General features: G+C 67.9%; 19 protein-coding genes and 1 pseudogene. 9 read left to right on the forward strand and 11 right to left on the reverse strand.

Annotation, left to right across the window (positions count from 1 at the left end):
- Window positions 1-90 precede the first annotated feature (90 nt).
- Window positions 91-1,464: an FAD-dependent oxidoreductase gene (locus AB0L97_RS21820; RefSeq protein WP_364432323.1), complete on the forward strand. Its 1,374-nt coding sequence runs from the start codon at window positions 91-93 to the stop codon at window positions 1,462-1,464.
- Between the two features lie 5 nt (window positions 1,465-1,469).
- Here AB0L97_RS21820 and AB0L97_RS21825 read toward each other — a convergent pair whose 3' ends face one another.
- Both AB0L97_RS21825 and AB0L97_RS21830 read right to left on the reverse strand, forming a co-directional pair.
- The gene (locus tag AB0L97_RS21825) at window positions 1,470-1,859 is read right to left on the reverse strand and encodes an ankyrin repeat domain-containing protein (protein WP_355075288.1); all 390 of its coding nucleotides are present in this window, start codon (window positions 1,857-1,859) and stop codon (window positions 1,470-1,472) included.
- Between the two features lie 27 nt (window positions 1,860-1,886).
- Window positions 1,887-2,522, reverse strand: a complete 636-nt coding sequence (locus tag AB0L97_RS21830) for a UdgX family uracil-DNA binding protein (protein ID WP_364432327.1) — start codon at window positions 2,520-2,522, stop codon at window positions 1,887-1,889.
- Between the two features lie 125 nt (window positions 2,523-2,647).
- On the opposite strand from AB0L97_RS21830, the gene AB0L97_RS21835 reads away from it, so the two are divergent.
- Window positions 2,648-3,955 (forward strand): glycosyltransferase 87 family protein, encoded by a 1,308-nt coding sequence (locus AB0L97_RS21835; protein WP_364432330.1) that lies wholly within the window; start codon window positions 2,648-2,650, stop codon window positions 3,953-3,955.
- 24 nt (window positions 3,956-3,979) lie between these two features.
- Here AB0L97_RS21835 and AB0L97_RS21840 read toward each other — a convergent pair whose 3' ends face one another.
- Complete coding sequence (locus AB0L97_RS21840; RefSeq protein ID WP_364432333.1) at window positions 3,980-4,426, reverse strand: nuclear transport factor 2 family protein; 447 nt, start codon at window positions 4,424-4,426, stop codon at window positions 3,980-3,982.
- A 73-nt stretch (window positions 4,427-4,499) separates the two neighbouring features.
- The gene (locus tag AB0L97_RS21845) at window positions 4,500-4,691 is read right to left on the reverse strand and encodes a hypothetical protein (protein ID WP_355075296.1); all 192 of its coding nucleotides are present in this window, start codon (window positions 4,689-4,691) and stop codon (window positions 4,500-4,502) included.
- Window positions 4,692-4,801: 110 nt separating this feature from the next.
- Between AB0L97_RS21845 and AB0L97_RS21850 the strand changes: the two genes are divergently transcribed.
- Window positions 4,802-5,995, forward strand: a complete 1,194-nt coding sequence (locus tag AB0L97_RS21850) for a GNAT family N-acetyltransferase (protein WP_364432336.1) — start codon at window positions 4,802-4,804, stop codon at window positions 5,993-5,995.
- A 58-nt stretch (window positions 5,996-6,053) separates the two neighbouring features.
- The gene (locus tag AB0L97_RS21855) at window positions 6,054-6,818 is read left to right on the forward strand and encodes a trans-aconitate 2-methyltransferase (RefSeq protein WP_364432338.1); all 765 of its coding nucleotides are present in this window, start codon (window positions 6,054-6,056) and stop codon (window positions 6,816-6,818) included.
- A 13-nt stretch (window positions 6,819-6,831) separates the two neighbouring features.
- Here AB0L97_RS21855 and AB0L97_RS21860 read toward each other — a convergent pair whose 3' ends face one another.
- Window positions 6,832-7,116, reverse strand: a complete 285-nt coding sequence (locus tag AB0L97_RS21860; protein WP_355075299.1) for an ANTAR domain-containing protein — start codon at window positions 7,114-7,116, stop codon at window positions 6,832-6,834.
- A 173-nt stretch (window positions 7,117-7,289) separates the two neighbouring features.
- Between AB0L97_RS21860 and AB0L97_RS21865 the strand changes: the two genes are divergently transcribed.
- A complete protein-coding gene (locus tag AB0L97_RS21865) occupies window positions 7,290-7,571 on the forward strand; it encodes a hypothetical protein (protein WP_355075301.1) in 282 nt (93 codons plus the stop codon).
- A 37-nt stretch (window positions 7,572-7,608) separates the two neighbouring features.
- Here the strand turns inward: AB0L97_RS21865 and AB0L97_RS21870 are convergent, their stop codons facing one another.
- From AB0L97_RS21870 to AB0L97_RS21885, 4 genes are all read right to left on the reverse strand, one after another.
- A complete protein-coding gene (locus AB0L97_RS21870; RefSeq protein WP_157170965.1) occupies window positions 7,609-7,809 on the reverse strand; it encodes a hypothetical protein in 201 nt (66 codons plus the stop codon).
- Between the two features lie 177 nt (window positions 7,810-7,986).
- Complete coding sequence (locus AB0L97_RS21875; protein ID WP_355075304.1) at window positions 7,987-8,406, reverse strand: MerR family transcriptional regulator; 420 nt, start codon at window positions 8,404-8,406, stop codon at window positions 7,987-7,989.
- A 9-nt stretch (window positions 8,407-8,415) separates the two neighbouring features.
- Window positions 8,416-8,970, reverse strand: coding sequence for a class I SAM-dependent methyltransferase (locus AB0L97_RS21880; RefSeq protein ID WP_364432343.1), 555 nt, complete (start codon window positions 8,968-8,970; stop codon window positions 8,416-8,418).
- Window positions 8,971-9,310: 340 nt separating this feature from the next.
- On the reverse strand, window positions 9,311-9,481 hold the full coding sequence (locus AB0L97_RS21885; RefSeq protein ID WP_355075308.1) for a hypothetical protein: 171 nt from the start codon (window positions 9,479-9,481) through the stop codon (window positions 9,311-9,313).
- 489 nt (window positions 9,482-9,970) lie between these two features.
- Between AB0L97_RS21885 and AB0L97_RS21890 the strand changes: the two genes are divergently transcribed.
- The 3 genes and pseudogenes from AB0L97_RS21890 to AB0L97_RS21900 form a co-directional block, all read left to right on the forward strand.
- Window positions 9,971-10,732 carry a hypothetical protein gene (locus tag AB0L97_RS21890; protein ID WP_355075310.1) on the forward strand — a complete coding sequence of 254 codons (762 nt, stop codon included), beginning with the start codon at window positions 9,971-9,973 and terminating at the stop codon, window positions 10,730-10,732.
- 72 nt (window positions 10,733-10,804) lie between these two features.
- Window positions 10,805-12,421 (forward strand): FAD-dependent monooxygenase, encoded by a 1,617-nt coding sequence (locus AB0L97_RS21895; RefSeq protein ID WP_364432348.1) that lies wholly within the window; start codon window positions 10,805-10,807, stop codon window positions 12,419-12,421.
- Window positions 12,422-12,576: 155 nt separating this feature from the next.
- Window positions 12,577-13,179, forward strand: a pseudogene (locus AB0L97_RS21900) (phosphoribosyltransferase); the annotation flags it as partial.
- On the opposite strand, the gene AB0L97_RS21905 reads toward AB0L97_RS21900, so the two are convergent.
- Window positions 13,160-14,281 (reverse strand): CapA family protein, encoded by a 1,122-nt coding sequence (locus tag AB0L97_RS21905; protein ID WP_364432351.1) that lies wholly within the window; start codon window positions 14,279-14,281, stop codon window positions 13,160-13,162. The pseudogene AB0L97_RS21900 and the gene AB0L97_RS21905 sit on opposite strands and share 20 nt — an antisense overlap.
- A gap of 89 nt (window positions 14,282-14,370) precedes the next feature.
- On the reverse strand, window positions 14,371-14,910 hold the full coding sequence (locus tag AB0L97_RS21910) for a hypothetical protein (protein WP_355075316.1): 540 nt from the start codon (window positions 14,908-14,910) through the stop codon (window positions 14,371-14,373).
- Window positions 14,911-15,636: 726 nt separating this feature from the next.
- Between AB0L97_RS21910 and AB0L97_RS21915 the strand changes: the two genes are divergently transcribed.
- Window positions 15,637-16,413: an MHYT domain-containing protein gene (locus AB0L97_RS21915; protein ID WP_355075318.1), complete on the forward strand. Its 777-nt coding sequence runs from the start codon at window positions 15,637-15,639 to the stop codon at window positions 16,411-16,413.
- The last annotated feature ends 14 nt before the right edge of the window (window positions 16,414-16,427 follow it).

A 16,427-nucleotide genomic window follows, 5' to 3' on the forward strand; every position in this document is an offset into this window, starting at 1 on the left:
TACGGATCGGTCACCCGCAGCGCAACCAGCAAATTCGTGGAACGGTGGCCCACGCGGCCGCCGGGTGGACGCCGAACGTAGCGTGAAGCCATGAGCGAGCGACTGGTGGTCATCGGCGGTGACGCGACCGGAATGTCGGCGGCCTCGCAGGCGCGCCGGATGAAGAACGCCGACGCGCTGGAGATCGTGGTCTTCGAACGCGGCGGGTTCACCTCCTACTCGGCCTGCGGCATTCCGTACTGGGTCGGCGGTCACGTCGTCGACCGGGATGCCCTGATCGCCCGCACGCCCGAGGAACATCGGTCCCGCGAGATCGACTTGCGGCTGCACACCGCGGTCACCGAGATCGATGCCGAGCAGGCTCGCGTGCGCTATCGCGACCGGGAAACCGGCGCGTCGGCATGGATGTCCTACGACCACCTCGTCATCGCCACCGGCGCCCGCCCCGTCCGGCCGCGGCTGCCCGGTATCGACGCGAACGGTGTGCACGGTGTGCAGACGCTCGACGACGGGCAGGCGCTGCTCGACACGCTGGAGCGGGCGCGCGGCAACCGCGCCGTCGTGGTCGGGGCCGGTTACATCGGCGTGGAGATGGCCGAGGCCCTCATCCGGCGTGGCTACGACGTCACGATGGTCAACCGCGGCTCGGAACCCATGTCCACGCTCGACCCCGACATGGGGGCTCTGGTGCGCGACGCGATGTGCGGAATGGGCGTCAAGGTGGTCGGCGACGCCGAGGTGTCCGAGTTCCGGACGGATGACGACGGCCGGATCGCCGCGGTCGTCACCGACACCGCGGAATACCCGGCCGACGTGGTGGTGCTCGGCATCGGCGTGCGCCCGGAGACCGAGCTGGCCCGCGCCGCCGGTCTGCCGGTGGGGGAGTACGGCGGGCTGCGGACCGATGTCGCCATGCGGGTACGCGGGCACGAGAACATCTGGGCGGGCGGCGATTGCGTCGAGGTGCTGGACCTCGTCTCGGGCCGGGAACGCCACATCCCGCTCGGCACCCATGCCAACAAGCACGGTCAGATCATCGGCGCGAACATCGGCGGGGGATACGCGGTCTTTCCCGGCGTCGTGGGCACCGCGGTCAGCAAGGTCTGCGAACTCGAGGTCGCCCGCACCGGTCTTCGGGAGAAGGACGCCAGGGCAGCGGGCCTGCAATACGTGACCGTCGCGGTCGAATCCACCAGCCGCGCCGGCTACTACCCGGACGCGGCGCCGATGACGGTGAAAATACTCGCCGAGCGGCTCACCGGACGCTTGCTCGGCACCCAGATCGTGGGACGGGAGGGCGCGGCCAAGCGCGTCGACATCGCCGCGGTCGCGCTGACCGCCCGGATGACCGTCGATCAGATGACGATGCTCGATCTCGGTTACGCACCGCCGTTCTCCCCGGTGTGGGATCCCGTTCTGGTAGCAGCGCGCAAGGCCGTCACCGCTGTGCGCAAGCGCGGGTAGCCCGCTCAGCCGAAGATTTCCAGCAGCTCGGTCTTGCCGAACATGACCGCGGCGTCGCGGGCCGACGGGGTGCCCGCGTCGGGGTCGGCGCCCGCCGCTGCCAGTTGTCGCACGATCTCGCTCTCGCCCTTGAAAACCGCCCCGGCCAGCGGAGTCTGGCCCTTGTCGTTGGCGCGGTCCGGATCGGCCGACCGTTGCAGCAGCGCCGCCACGGCATCGGCGTGCCCGTGGTAGGCGGCGAGCATGAGCAGGGTGTCGCCCGCGTCATTGGTGAGGTCGACCGGCACGCCGGCGTCCACATAGGCGGCCAACCTCGCGGTGTCTCCGCGCCGAGCGAAGTCGAACACCTTGGCGGCCAGTTCCAGCAGTTCCGGGTCGATCTCGTCGGTGCTCATCCACTCACTCCTGTCCTGGCCGCGTGATCAGCGCGCCGCCGCCGACTTGCCGAGGTGTTCCCGCACTATGCGCAGATCGTCGACGAACGCTTCGTAGGCGGCGGTACGGTCGGGCGCGCGCAACACCGACGACGGGTGCACGGTGGCGATCGCGCGGAAGTCGGCCGTTTCGACGACCTCGCCGCGGCGTGCGCTGACCTTGAACATCGGGCCGAGCACAGCCTGCGCCGCGATCGCGCCGAGGCACACCACCAACCGCGGACGCAGCAGATCGAGTTCGGCGTCGAGCCATGCCGAGCAGGCGACCACCTCGGTGCGGCCGGGTTGCTTGTGGATGCGCCGCTTGCCGCGCTCCACGAACTTGAAGTGTTTCACCGCGTTGGTCAGGTAGACCGCGTCGCGGTCGATGCCGACCTCCGCCAGCGCCCGGTCGAGCAGCCGCCCCGCCGGACCGACGAACGGATGGCCTGCCACGTCCTCCTGATCGCCGGGCTGCTCGCCGATCAGTACCACGTCCGCGTCCTGGGGCCCCGCGCCGAACACCGTCTGCGTGGCATGGCGGTAGAGATCGCACCCGTGACAGTCGCAGGCCGCTTGCCGCAGCCGCGTCAGATCCGCGTTCTCGGGGACGTACATCGCGGCGCCGGGCGCCTTCGTCACCATCGGCCGACCTCCTCTGCCCCTCGTGCTGGTGGCGGCTTACCCGTTTCCGCGGCCCTCACGCGACAGTCGCGAATCTGCCTCCCATGTGGTGAACGAGCGGACCCGGGTCGGTATAGTCGCCGCGGATGAGTAGTGTCACCGCCACCGCCGGAACGCCGATGTCCCAGAACCGTCGACTCGCGCGCGCGCTGCGCCCGGCGCCGGTTCTCGCACTCGCGTTCTCCGCGTTCTGTCTGCTGACACCGGTCTGGCCGTTCCACAAGATCACCGGCGGGTTCATCGACCTGCAGGTGTATCGCCTCGGCGTGGACGCCATGCGGCACGGCGCCGACATGTACGGGCAATTGCCGCAGACCACCATCGGAGCGGGTCTGCCGTTCATCTACCCGCCCTTCGCCGCGCTCGCGCTCGGCCCCTTCGCGATGCTGCCCTGGGACGTCGCCGCGTTGAGCTTCTTCGTCTCGTCGGTGGCCGCGTTGGCCCTCACGCTCTATCTGGTGGCGCGGCGGGTGTGGCCGGACGAGTCGCAGCGCCGGCTGGCGGTCTGGGCCACCGCGTGCGCCACTCCGCTGGGGCTGCTGCTGGAGCCGATTCACTCCACGCTGGACTTCGGTCAGGTCAACCTGTTGCTGATGGCCCTGGTCGCCGCCGATTGCCTCACCCACAAGTCGCGCTGGCCCCGGGGCATGCTGATCGGCGTCGCCGCCGCGATCAAGCTGACGCCCGCGGCGTTCGTGCTCTACTTCCTGGTCCGGCGGGACTACCGCGCGGCCGCGACCGCCGCGGTCACCGGCGCGGCCGCCACGGCGCTCGGCTTCGCGATTCTGCCGAAGGAGTCCGTCAAGTATTGGTTCGGCGGCCTGGGCAACGTGTCCGGGCTGAGCGGTTCGGCATTCCACACGAATCAGTCGATTCAAGCGGTGTTCTCTCGTTTCGAAACGCCCGAGCCCGCGTTCACCATCATCTGGTTGATCCTCGGCGCGTTGCTGCTCGCGCTGGTGGTCACCGCCATGCGCCGAGCCGCCGACTTGCCCGCGCTCGCGCTGTCCCTCAACGCCGTCTTCACGCTGCTGGTTTCGCCGATCTCTTGGTCCCACCACTGGGTGTGGATCGCGCCCGCGTTGTTCGCCATGGTCGGTCACGCGTCCCGCCTGCCCGGCAGGCGGGCGATCGGGTGGTGGGTGACGTTCGTGGTGACCGCGGCGATATTCGTCATCGGCCCGCACAACTGGCTGCCCGACGGCGAGCACCGGGAGACCGCGTGGACACCCTGGCAGCATTTCATCGGCAACACCTACGTCTGGTTCAGTGTGGCGCTGGTCGTGCTGTTCCTGGTCGCCCGCAGGCGGAAGGTCGTGTGGGACGGGAGCCCCGCCCGCGAGGAACCGGCCCCCGCGTCCGAGTCCCCGCCCTCAGCGCTGTCGGCGCGCTGAGGAACCGCGGCGGTCTCCGTCGCGTCAGCCCATGCCGGGAGCGGACGGCGCGACGAAGAGGAAGCTCTTCTCCTCGACGCGCTGCTTGATCCGCCACTGTCCGTCCACGCGGACGAACGCGTCGTGGTACCAGAGACCGCACAGCATCATCGTCGGCGGTCCGTCGCCGCCGGACACGAGCATCGGGTTGTGACACATCGTCCGCCCGGTGGCGGTGTCACCGTCGACCCGGATGGACGAGTTGCTGATCAGGTGTTGGAAGGCCGGGAAGTTGGGCAGGACGGCGGCCAGGAATTGCTTCGTCGCCGCCAGATCGCCCACCGATCCGCCCATGGCCGAGTAGTCGATGTGCGCGTCCGGGGTGAACACCTCGTCCAGCAGGTCCCACTGTCGAGTGTCGACCGCGTGCGAATACCGCACCATCAGGTCTTCGATCTCGAGTCGATCCGAAATCTCCTGCAACGACAGCATGCCTGCCTCCCGATTGAGGTCGATACCGGGTAGATGCCACCAGGATTCGGCGTGCGAGGCAAGGTCCGCGCGGTCAAGCCTTGCGCGGCAGGATGTTCAGCACGAGTGTGAGCCCCGCCACGATGCTCACACAGGCCACGAGCGTGGTGAACGCCGATTGGGTGAGCGCGGCGATGCCGATCGAAAAGGCAAGGCACGTGGTCAAAGCTAGCGCGCCGGTTCCCGGTTCCACACCGGCGATGCGGGTTGGTCGGTGATCCGTCATTGCTATGTAATACCCACCGCAGCCCGTTACGAAACCGTGATGCCGACTGATTTTCCGCCGGGGCGTGCCGGCAGGTCAGCGCCCGATGGCGGCTCGGGCAGGATCGAGTCGTGACCGTCGCTGTGCAGACCCTCCTCGCCGAGGACGACATCCGTTCCGCCAACGCCCTTTTCCGCACGGCCATGGTGGGCTTGCCGCCGCTGACCCCTACCGCGGAGCTGTCGGAGCCCGGTCGCACGCTCGGCGCCTACATCGATGGCGAACTGATCGGTACCGCGGAGTCGTACACCAGCAGGCTGGTCGTTCCCGGCGGCGCGCGCCTGCCGCACGCGGCGGTCACCCACGTCGGAGTGCTGCCGACCCACACCCGCCGCGGGGCGCTCACCGCGTTGCTGCACCGTCAGCTCGCCGACATCGCCGAACGCGGCGAAGCGGTCGCCACGTTGCGTGCGTCGGAGGGTGCGATCTACGAACGGTTCGGCTACGGCATCGCCAGCTCGTTCGCGCGGGTGGAGTTGCAGCGCCGTCGGGCCCGGCTGCGTGACACGGTGGCGGCGTCCGGTCCGGTGCGTTTCATCGACGGCGCCGCGGCGTGGAAACTGCTGCCGCAGATCTACGCGACGGCCGACGTCGCCTGGACCGGCGCTGTCGATCGGCCCGAATACTGGTGGCGGTTGCAGGAATTGCTGAGCACGGAGCCGAACTACTGCCTGGTCCACGGCCCGGCCGGCGCCGAGGACGGGTTCGTCCGCTACCAGCCGGTCGATCCGAGGAGCTGGCTGTCCCGGCCGGAAAAGCAGGTGGTGATCAACGATTTCGTCGCGACGACGCCCGCGGCGTATCGCGGGCTGATCCGCGGGCTGATGTCGATCGACCTGGTCGATACGTTCGTGTTCCCGTTCCTCGCCCTGGACAGTCCGCTGCGCCACCTGCTCACCGACGAACGCGCGGTGCGCGTGCTGTCGACCAGGGACGAGACGTGGTTGCGCCTGGTCGATGTCGGGCACGCGCTGGCGCGGCGCACCTATCGCCAGGCCGCCGCGGTCGTGGTGGAAGTGCGGGACCCGATCCTGACGGCGAACTCCGGCCGCTACCGGATCGCTGTCGACGGCGTGCGACGAGTTCGGGAGAACCCGGATCTCACCACGAGTATCTCCGATCTCGCGGCGGTCTATCTGGGCGGAACGACATGGCGCGAACTGGCTTTCGCGGGACGTGTCGACGAAGATCGTCCCGGTGCGGTCGCGGACGCGGACGCGCTGTTCGCCACCGACTCGTTGCCGTTCTCGGGGACCTTCTTCTGAGCGCGAGGCAGGCGTACAGTACGTACGTACGGTTTGGTAGCGAGCCTCGGAGTGGCCTATGTGGGATCCTCAGCAGTACCTCGCCTTCGACGATCACCGGTCCCGCCCGTTCTTCGACCTGCTGAGCCGGGTCGCCGCGGCCGAACCGCGGGTGGTGGTGGACCTGGGCTGCGGTCCCGGGCATCTCACGGCGGTCCTCGCGCGGCGCTGGCCGGGCGCGATCGTGCGAGCGCTCGACTCGTCGCCGGAGATGGTCGCGGCCGCGCGAGATCGTGGCATCGATGCGACGCTCGGGGCGGTACAGGAATGGCGGCCGAGCGCGGAGACCGATGTCGTGGTCTGCAACGCCGTCCTCCAATGGGTGCCCGGGCATCCGGACTTGCTGGCTCGGTGGATGCGAGAGCTTCCAACGGGCGCGTTTCTGGCCGTGCAGGTGCCCGGAAATTTCGACGCGGCCTCGCACCGGGCGATCCGCCAGGTGGCCGCTCGCGACGATTGGCGCGACAGCCTCGGACGAGCGGGCATCCTCGAGCCGAGGGCGGTGCTCGATCCCGCCGGATACGCCGACCTGCTCGCCGCCGCGGGTGGGGCGGTCGATGCCTGGGAGACGACGTACCTGCAACGCTTGAGCGGAGAAGATCCGGTGCTCGAGTGGGTCGCCGGCACGGCGTTGCGGCCCGTGCGCGGGGCCCTCGATGACGCGCAGTGGCGGGAATTCACAGCGCAACTCGCCCCACTGTTGCGCAACGCCTACCCTCGACGCGCCGACGGCACCACTTGGCTGCCCTTCCGGCGAGTCTTCGCCGTCGCCCAGAAGCGATAGGCCGCAGCGGCGCTCAACGGCCGTGCTCGTGCGCGGTCGACAGCAGCCGGTCGACCCGGCTGCGCAGTTCGCTGGTCAGGGCGGGCATGCCGACCGACGGTAGCTCGGCGGCCACATTGGCGGCGAGAACGCGCAATTTGGTGTTGGTTTCCTGCGACCGCACGCGCAGGATGGCGAACGCTTCGTCGGCGTCGAGGCCATAGACCAGCATGACCGCGCCTTTGGCTTGTTCGATCACCGCCCGCGCGGCTACCGGGTCGAGGTCACCGTCCGCCGTGCCGTCACCGTCGTAGCTCACATGCACGCACTACCCGTCCACGGCGGTTCGACACGGCTTCGCGCGCGGGAACACCGGCGTTGCGGTGGCCTCGGCCGGTGAGGGGTTGACGCGAGCCTCCGGGATCGCGATACTTCGAACGTCATAGCGATTGCGTATAACTTGTCCTGTGGAAACGCGACGGAGACAGATCAATGACGATCCATACGGCAGTCGAAGCATTTCTTCTGGCTCAGGTGGACGACCCGGTCCCCGAAGCCCCCCCGAACTCGGAAAAAATTCTCCAGCTGTTCCGGTATTTCACGTGGTTCGTGATTCTCTCCGGAGTCACCGGGATCGCCTATGCGGGTGGAAGATTCGCCTGGGAAAAATGGAACGGCGGTCCGCTCGCGTCGGCGAAAATGGTCGCGGGCGGAATGCTCGGCGGCGTCATCGCCACCAGCGCGGGGACGATCATGAATGCGCTGATCGGTTGAATCGGTCGGCCGGCGCATCCGAATCCGGCCGCCGCGGTCAGTCGGTAACCTCCAATTCGACCAATTGACCCGGCGTGAAAGACTTTTCGCGCCGGTTGGTCTCGACGCCGAAGACCGCGACCACGAGGTCGCCGCCCGGCTGGACCACTCCTGCTTGGGTGAGGGTGCCGTACCCGACGATGGATTCGCCGACATGATCGGCGAGTTCCACCGCGGGAATTCGAATCGTCCTGCTCACGGGGCACCTCTATCGAGTCGAAGTGTTACTGGCTGCTGTGTCCGAGTTCGCAGGACTCGATCCTAATCCCAGAAAAGCGGCGCAGCACCCCCTGTCGCCGCCGATTCACCGCGCCGGGCCCGCACGGCGGCAAACTACGCCGTCAGGACGGAATTCCATGCGCCATAACGATTTACCTCATGGCCTTGACCGGTTCGTGACCAGCGCGAGCGCGTCGGCGACCTTGGCCTGGAAGTGCGGGCACTCACGGAAGTCCGCGGCGGCGCAGTCGAGAGCGTGCGTAATGGTCTCCAGCGCCGCGGTGGACTGCGCGATCCGGCTGACGAGCTGGTCGCGGTGGGCACGCAGCAAGTCGCGGCGAGCGGAGCGGTCGGACGCCTCGGCGAAGAGCGTGGCGAGTTCCTCCAGCGACAAACCCACCTGCTTGCCGATCAGGATCATCGCCACGGTTTCCGCATCGCCGTCGCGGTAGCGGCGACGGCCCGCCCCGTCCCGCCGCGGCGCGAGCAATCCGGCATCCTCCCAGTGCCGCAGCACATGGGTGGCCAGACCGAACCGCGCCGCGAGTTCACCGATCGGCATGTCGTCGCCCGCCATATCCGCACTCTAGGCGGCGCGGGCGGTGAGCCGCGTGTACAGCCCGATGGGCTGACGCCGCGGACGTACCGCTTCCCGCCGCACGGTCGCCGCCTCGAACGAACGGCGCAACGCGCTGAGCGCGGCCGCCGAGCGCAGGAAACAGAAGTCGTAGATCGCCACGGCGCCGCCGGGTCGCGATACCCGCGCCAGCTCGGCTATCGCGCGGTCGACCTCCGGCCACTCGTGCATGCTCAGGCTCGAAACGACCAGATCGAAGCTGTCGTCGGGGTAGGGAAGCGCGGCCACGTCACCGACCGACAGTTCCACCGCGCCGCCGGACAGCTTCGCGTCGGCGAGGTCGATCATGTGCGGCGACAGGTCGACGCCGTGCAGCCGCAGATCCGGCCGCCGAGAACCCAACTGCGCCAATAATTCCCCCGGCCCGGTCCCCACGTCGAGCACACACGCCCCCGATTGCGCGATTGCGTCGACGTCCGCGGCGATCCGGCGGTACAGGCCCCCGAGCAGCCGGGAAGCCCGCTGGTCGTAGCCGCGGCTCTGCTTCGCTCCGAACGTTGTCATGGTCACCTCTCCTCGTGCTGCGCTCAGCTTGCGAGTTGAGGTCGACCTGAAGTCAAGAGCTGCTTGCGGCGCCGAGTCGCCCAGGCTTGCCACCCGCATCGCGCCTCAGTGGACGACACGGCGATCGCGGGTGTGGCACAAAGGAGGTCCGATGACGACAGTGCCGCCGCGACGGTCGATCCACGTGCGGCGGCGACTGCGACGATCTGCCTTCCTCATGTCGGTTCGCGTGACACTGGGCGGGATGCCTCGCACACCGCCGATCATCGGAGCTGGAGAAGACTTCCAGCCGAGAAGCGCGACCCCGCCGGAACGCGGCGGGGCCGCACAACAGGCGCTCTCAGATGCACCAGACGGCGCTGCCGAGCGGTATGCAGAAGACTACCGAGCCGAAAACCGGCGTCGCGGCGCCGGACGGCGTCGTTTCGGCGGTAGCGGCGGGAGCCGCGATGACGCCGAAGGAGACGGCCATTGCGGTCGCTGCGACGATTTTCGTGATTTTGGTCGACATTGTGCATCCTTTGACTCGAGTGAAACTTAACTCTGACTCACGAGATTCATGCTTCACCCATAGTCCGGTGAGCACCAGGCAAGGAAACGTCAAGTTCCCCGGCATTACGTAACAGGACGATCACCGATGGCGCTTTTTCCGGGGTAGTGGCAGCCAACCCGGGCGAAAAACCTACCGGCGGATTCTTTTTGCCCACAATCACCGGAATTACGTGCTTCGATATGTGTTCGAATCTCCTTTGCCCAATGGAGACCTGGCTATCTCCGATCGTGTCGTGGAGTGATAGCCGTCGGCCCGATGCGTTGCCACGGCAGGCGCTGTGTGGATTGGTTCGGCGCGGGGGAGAGCCGTTCGGTAACGGTGATCGTTACGCCCTCGTAGCGGGGTGGGGCCGCCCGTTGGGCCGCGCCGCCGCATCCGCATGGAGACTTCCCACTGTTGGTGAGTTGGGCCCGAATTCGGTCGGTGCCGCGACCCTAAACTGAGGTAATGGTGCAGCCAACGCCCTGGCAGTCGGACGAAACGCGAGACGACCGGTCTGCCCGGCAGGACCGGGCGGGAAGCGGCGCCGTCGTGCCGGCGAAGGCAATTCTGGCCGCGCTGCGCGGATATTGGGGCTATGTGTGGGCCGCGGTCGGAAGCCTGGTGACGCTCGTGCTGCTGTTCCAGCCATGGCTCACCGCCGCGGGCGCCGATGGCAAGGTCAGCACCAACGCGTTCGGCCGGATGGAGATCACCACGCGGTTCCTCAACGTCTGGTCGCGATCGGCGCCTCCCGGCGCCCGGATCACCGGCTTCTGGGCGTTGCTCGCCTGTGCCGCTATCGTCATCGCGCTTTTCGCGATCGTGGTGAACCTGCGCCTTCGTATCGAGGCGCTGAATCGGCTGGCGACGCTGGCCACGTTGGTCGCCGCACTGTTCGTGGTGTTCACCGTGCTCTACATCAACAGCAAGGGCCCCGAGCTGAAGGCGATGGTCGGACGCAAGACGGATCTGGGCGGGCAGATCGGATCGTTGATGAACTGGGCGTTCGGCAACGGCAAACTCGTCGTGCCCGGTATCGGGCAGGTCGCCTACACGTCCGCGACGCTCACGCCGTGGGCGCTGCTCGCGGGCGTGACTTCGCTGGGCTCGGCGGTCGCCGCCGTCACCCAGTGGGTCCGCAACCGATCGGGCAACCTGTTCCGCCTCCCGTTGCGGATCAATGTCGTCACGTCGAAGCCGTCCGCCGAATCCGAAGACGCGGACTGATCGTCTACCCCCGCGGGGCCGAGTAGACTCGCCCGAATCACTGTGTGAGTACGCAGTCCGAGGCGGTAACGCATGGTCGGCACAGAGGTACTCATTGCCGGTGCTGGGCCGGTCGGGTTGACCGCGGCAATCGAGTTGGCCCGGCGCGGTGTCGCCTGCCGAATCGTGGACGCGCTGCCCGAGCCGCCCCGATACGCGAAGGCCGTGGGCATCCAACCGCGAACGCTCGAGGTGTTCGAAGGGTTGGGTGTCCTGCGCCGGATGCTCGACGCATCCCTCCAGTTGCGTGGCCAGCTGGTGTACGTGAACGGCGCCGAGGTGGCCAGGACGGAACTCACGCTGCCTGCGGACGTCCCCTACGGGTTCATCGGGCTGCCGCAATACGTGACCGAGCGAATCCTGCGGGAGCGATTGGCCGAGACGGGCACCCGGATCGAACGCGCCACCTGGCTGACGACCTTCGAGCAGGACGACAGCGGCGTGCGCGCGGTGCTCGTCGACGCCGACGGCGAACACACCGTCGACGCGCAGTTCCTGATCGGCTGCGACGGAGCGCACAGCATCGTCCGCAAGCGGCTGGGTCTGTCCTTCGGGGGAGCGGCGTTCGCCGAGCAATACATGCTCGGCGATGTCGAACTCGACTGGTCGCTGCCCCGCGGCTATGTCATCCGCTCGACGCACCGCACCGAAGGCGTCACCGATGACCTGCTGGTGTGCATACCGTTGCCGGGACGCGGCCGGTACCGAGTGTCGATGCTGGTCCCCGACGAACTCACCACGGCGGAAACGCCCAACCCCGACCAACTCGTGCACGGATTCGAAGGCGGCCCCACGCCGCGGTTGCACCATATCCAAGCCGCCCTCGACCGCCTCGCTCCCGAGCCGGTCACCGCGTCGAAACTGCGGTGGTCGTCGGTCTTCCGGATCAGTCACCGCATCGTCGATGCCTACGCGCGCGGACGGGTTTTCGTGGCAGGCGACGCAGCGCATATTCATCCGCCCACCGGCGCGCAGGGGATGAACACGGGCATTCAGGACGCGCACAATCTCGCGTGGAAGCTCGCGCTGGCGGTCAGCGGCGACAGTGCACCGAAACTGCCTGTCAGCTACGACGCCGAGCGCAGGCCGGTCGGCGAAGAAGTGGTCGGACGCACCGTGCGCAGTGCACGGGAGGGTATCGGGGCCGGGGAGTCGGACCTGGATTTCGTCATCCGGCGTGAGGCGCAACTGCTGATCGACTACCGCGACAGCCCGATCGTGGCGCGCGCGGCCGACCGCTGGCCGGGTCTGCGGGCGGGACTGCGCGCTCCCGACGCCGCCGGGTTGGTCCGCGGCGCGGTCACCTTTCCGATCCGCCTGTTCGCGCTGTTCGGACGGACCGATCACACCCTCCTGCTCTACGCCGACGACAGCGCCGGGACCGAAATCGGGGCGCTGGCCGATCTTGCCGCAGCGGCGCGCCGCCGAGCGCACCGGCACCTGGACGTGTACCTGCTCGCCGCACCCGGAGCGCGGGTCGACGATACGCTGCTGCCGGTCGTCCGCGACCGTGACGCCGATTTCGCGAAGGCCTACGGTGCCACCGGCGCAGCCGCGTATGTCGTGCGTCCCGACGGATACCTCGGTTACGCGGGGTGGGCGTCCTCGATCGACGATCTGACCGAGTACCTCGGCGCGACGTTCCGCTGACGGCGCCACGCCCATTGTGCGGACGAAGGACCTTCCCCCCTTGCGTGCGACCGACTCGATCGGGTACGCCGGATAACAGGAGGTGTTCGATGCCGTCCGCACACCCGTCCCCGACGCGGACAGAAGAGGTCATCGTGCCGTCGGAGTCCACCCGACTGGCCGGGGTGCTGGCTGTGCCGCCGGAGCGCACCGCGTTGATCGCCTTCGCCCATGGCAGCGGCAGCGGCAGGCGCAGTCCGCGCAACCGGTTCGTCGCCGAGGTCCTCAACCAGGCGGGATTCGCGACGATGCTGGTGGATCTGCTGACCGTCGAGGAGGAAGGCGACCGCGCCCGCGTGTTCGACATCCAGTTGCTCGCTCACCGGCTGGTCGAGGTGACGCACTGGCTGCGGACGCGGCCGGAGCTCGGTGGCCTGCCGACCGGATATTTCGGGGCGAGCACCGGCGCGGGCGCGGCACTGTGGGCGGCGACCGAACCGGGCACCGAGATCGCGGCGGTCGTCTCCCGTGGCGGTCGTCCGGATCTGGCCGGTTCGCGGTTGGGCTCGGTCCGCGCACCGACACTGCTCATCGTGGGTGGCAACGATCGATGGGTGCTGGAGATGAATCGGGAGGCGCAGTTACGGATGCCGTGCCCGAGTGAGCTGGACATCGTTCCCGGCGCGACACACCTGTTCGAGGAACCCGGTGCGCTCGAACAAGTCGCCGACTCGGCGGTAGCGTGGTTCCTCCGCCATCTCACCGTCGTGCGCCACTGAACACCACGGGGAGGTCGTCGGTTCCGGGCGCGACGCGGGTGCCGAAACCGCGGCTGATGTCTTCGAGTTTGGCGCAGAGCCAACGGGATTCCGTGCGCGGGGCCCATTCCAGGCGCATGTGCCGCACCTGCAGTGGAATCAGCCGGACCTCCACCGAACCGTGGTCCACCGCCACGAGATACAGCGGATGCAGATCGGTGTGGTACCGCTCGTGGCCGCGGATGCCTTCGTAGTCGTCGATGACGTCGCCGCACCCGTAGAGGATCGGTTTGCCACGGTAGATCTCGATCGGACGCGGATGATGCGCGGAGTGCCCGTGCACCACGTCGACTCCGGCGTCGATCAATCGGTGTGCGAACTGTGTTTCGGTTCGCGTCACGTCGTAGCCCCAGTTCGGCCCCCAATGCACGGAAACGATGCCGATGTCGTTGTCCCGCTTGTGCGCCGCCACCTCGGCGGCGACATCATCGGCCGCCGTGGCGCCGGGGGAGTAGCCCACTCGCCACAGGCCCGGCCGGTCGCGCCGTGCCGACCAGGATTCCGGAACACCGCTGGATCCGGCGGCGACCGACACGATCACCACGCGACGGCCGTCGGCGAGTTCCACCGTGGCGGGGGCACGGGCGCCCGCGAGGTCGGCCCCCGCGCCGGCGCGGTCGATATGCGCGGCGTCGAGCGCTTCGAGGGTGTCGGCGAGCCCGGGAATTCCGAAATCGAGGACGTGATTGTTGGCCAGCGCGCAGACCACCGGTGCGATCGCGGTCAACGCGGGCACGTTGTCCGGATGCATCCGGTAATGAATGCCCTTCGCGGGAGCGAACGCGCCGTCGGCGGTGATCGACGTCTCCAGGTTGAGCAACCGCACCTCGGGGTCGAGCTGGGCGAGCAGCGGCAGCACATCACCCCACAAGTGCCGGTATCCGACCGGATGAGTGAACTCGCCGTGCGCGCGCTCGGCCAGCTCCACGTAGGTTCGTGCGTCGTTGACGTACCGTTCGCGCAGCCTCGGGTCGCCGGGATGCGGCAGGATCTGGTCGACACCCCGGCCCAGCATGACGTCGCCGCCGAGCAGCACCGTCGCCATGTCACCATTGTCGATCATCGCGGCCTCGATGTGAACGCGCCGCTGGTCGCGTGCCGCACCCGAGTATCGGGCGTGACCCGTACTCGCGGACCTCCCGGAGTGGTCGGCTACCGAGTCGCCTGCCGGGCCATCGAAAGCAGCTGCTGCGGGTCGTCGGCGTAGACGGTGGCGATGACGTTCGCTCGCGCGGCGAGATCACGGGCGAGATCGCGGATCTCCTCCGACGCGGCCGGGTCGGCGTCGATCCCGGTCAGCAGATCGCGGGTATGAATCGCGGTAGCCTGCGCGCAGCGTCGCAGGCGTGCTTTCGCGACGGTGTCGAGCGCGGCGGGACTGAGATAGCGCTGAATGTGCTCGCCGCGGTCGGTGACCTGGTTGACGATCGGTTCGGTCGCCGCGTCGGTGAGCCAGCGTTCGGCGTCGGCCGTGATCTCGAAGACGAGATCGTGGTCTCGGATGTCGGTCGGATTGGCGGAGGTGGTCAGCAGGGCCATGCTCGCCCGTCCGATCGCGAGGAACCCGCTCATCGCGTGGGCGAGCAGGATATGCGGGTTTGCTGTCGGCAACTGGTGTAGACGTTCCCCCACGACGGTGACCCAGCAGGCGAGGTGTTCGGCTCCGGTGTCGATCGACGTCGCTGTCGGCATAGCGCGACCATACGCTGTTACCCAGGTGAGATATACGGAGAAACGCTGAAAGTTCGCCAGAAGTCGCGATTGGGCGTGCTCGCCGGCCGGACTCGCTCCGTTGCGCCGCCGCGGCAGCGCCGGAATCGGCGTTCCCTATCGTCGCGTTCATGCTGGCCTCGCCACGACGATCCCGGGGGATACGAGGGCGTGAAGGTCTCTGCCGGAGTGGGTCATCGGGGGCGGAGGCCGGCCGTCGCGTCCGGACTTGGGCGTTAACTGCGATTGTGCCCGCGCTCGGCTTCCGAAAAATTCGGCCGCCGTGCCGAAATCGCATTCGCACGTGCATCCGACCAGGAGTCCGGTTGACCGATACGGCCCTTCGAAGTTCGGCTACCGCTCGGATGCCGGATGCCGGATGCCGGATGCCGGATGCCGGATGCCGGATGCCGGATGCCGGATGACCGGTACCGGCGGCCACGGGTCCGGTGAGTGGGATACGGGTCGTGCTGCCGTCACGTGGAAGCCAGATACTAGCTGTCGAGCGCCCTTACGCGCGGAGGTGGCGCTGTGGGCCGAAGCGCCGTCGCTTCGATGGCCTACCAGCGCACTTCCCGCTATTTGGAACTCATCCTATGTTTATAAAGAGGATAGTAGTACTCTAAACTATCTACCTGCAGTTTCACTATGTGAGATCCGGGCTTCGCGTCGCCGATGGCTCGAATCTATCCAGCGAGGGAGTGTCGCGTGCTGGAAATCGACCACTTCAGTCACGGATGGCTTACGCCCATCGTCGCCTACGTCATGTCGTTCACCGGATCATTGCTGGGACTTCGATGCGTGGCCAGATCTCGTACCGGGTCCGCACGCGACGGCTGGCTGATCGCCGCGGCGGTCGCGATCGGCGGCACCGGCATCTGGGTCATGCACTTCATCGCGATGCTCGGCTTCGCCATCGAGGGGGCGACGATCCGGTACGACGTTCCGATCACCCTGCTCAGCGCCGTGATCGCCATGGTGGTGGTGTGGATCGGACTGCGCATCGCACACCAGCGAGCGCTGGGACCGGTGGGACTGCTGGCCGGCGGCGGGGTGACCGGTCTGGGCGTCGGCGCGATGCACTACGCGGGCATGTACGCCATGAAATCCGACGCGATGATCGGCTACGACGGACGGATCGTCGCGTTGTCCATGGTGATCGCCGTCGTCGCGGCGACCGCCGCGTTGTGGTTCACGCTGCACACCCGCAGCACGCTCGTCACCGTCGGCGCGGCGGCGGTCATGGGTGTCGCGGTGTCCGGCATGCACTACACGGGCATGCTCGCGATGCACGTGCACGAAGCCGAGCACATGCACGCACCTTCCGGGGCCGGCGCGACGCAGTTGCTCACCCCGCTGATCGTGAGCATCAGCCTGGTGACGGTGCTGCTACTGCTGCACCTGGGTGTCACGGAAGTCGACGACGAGAACACCTATGTGCCGCAGGGCCGGCACGCTGCCAGTTACTGGCCGACTCGTGAGTGAACCGACCGGGTAGC

It is taken from the genome of Nocardia sp. NPDC051911, from assembly GCF_040681035.1.
Taxonomy (GTDB): domain Bacteria; phylum Actinomycetota; class Actinomycetes; order Mycobacteriales; family Mycobacteriaceae; genus Nocardia; species Nocardia sichangensis.

Bases quoted from the DNA above. Each gene is read 5' to 3' on its own strand.
- AB0L97_RS21820 (WP_364432323.1), top strand. From the start codon at position 91: ATGAGCGAGCGACTGGTGGTCATCGGCGGTGACGCGACCGGAATGTCG.
- AB0L97_RS21825 (WP_355075288.1), bottom strand. From the start codon at position 1,859: ATGAGCACCGACGAGATCGACCCGGAACTGCTGGAACTGGCCGCCAAG.
- AB0L97_RS21830 (WP_364432327.1), bottom strand. From the start codon at position 2,522: ATGGTGACGAAGGCGCCCGGCGCCGCGATGTACGTCCCCGAGAACGCG.
- AB0L97_RS21835 (WP_364432330.1), top strand. From the start codon at position 2,648: ATGAGTAGTGTCACCGCCACCGCCGGAACGCCGATGTCCCAGAACCGT.
- AB0L97_RS21840 (WP_364432333.1), bottom strand. From the start codon at position 4,426: ATGCTGTCGTTGCAGGAGATTTCGGATCGACTCGAGATCGAAGACCTG.
- AB0L97_RS21845 (WP_355075296.1), bottom strand. From the start codon at position 4,691: ATGACGGATCACCGACCAACCCGCATCGCCGGTGTGGAACCGGGAACC.
- AB0L97_RS21855 (WP_364432338.1), top strand. From the start codon at position 6,054: ATGTGGGATCCTCAGCAGTACCTCGCCTTCGACGATCACCGGTCCCGC.
- AB0L97_RS21865 (WP_355075301.1), top strand. From the start codon at position 7,290: ATGACGATCCATACGGCAGTCGAAGCATTTCTTCTGGCTCAGGTGGAC.
- AB0L97_RS21875 (WP_355075304.1), bottom strand. From the start codon at position 8,406: ATGGCGGGCGACGACATGCCGATCGGTGAACTCGCGGCGCGGTTCGGT.
- AB0L97_RS21880 (WP_364432343.1), bottom strand. From the start codon at position 8,970: ATGACAACGTTCGGAGCGAAGCAGAGCCGCGGCTACGACCAGCGGGCT.
- AB0L97_RS21885 (WP_355075308.1), bottom strand. From the start codon at position 9,481: ATGTCGACCAAAATCACGAAAATCGTCGCAGCGACCGCAATGGCCGTC.
- AB0L97_RS21890 (WP_355075310.1), top strand. From the start codon at position 9,971: ATGGTGCAGCCAACGCCCTGGCAGTCGGACGAAACGCGAGACGACCGG.
- AB0L97_RS21895 (WP_364432348.1), top strand. From the start codon at position 10,805: ATGGTCGGCACAGAGGTACTCATTGCCGGTGCTGGGCCGGTCGGGTTG.
- AB0L97_RS21905 (WP_364432351.1), bottom strand. From the start codon at position 14,281: ATGATCGACAATGGTGACATGGCGACGGTGCTGCTCGGCGGCGACGTC.
- AB0L97_RS21910 (WP_355075316.1), bottom strand. From the start codon at position 14,910: ATGCCGACAGCGACGTCGATCGACACCGGAGCCGAACACCTCGCCTGC.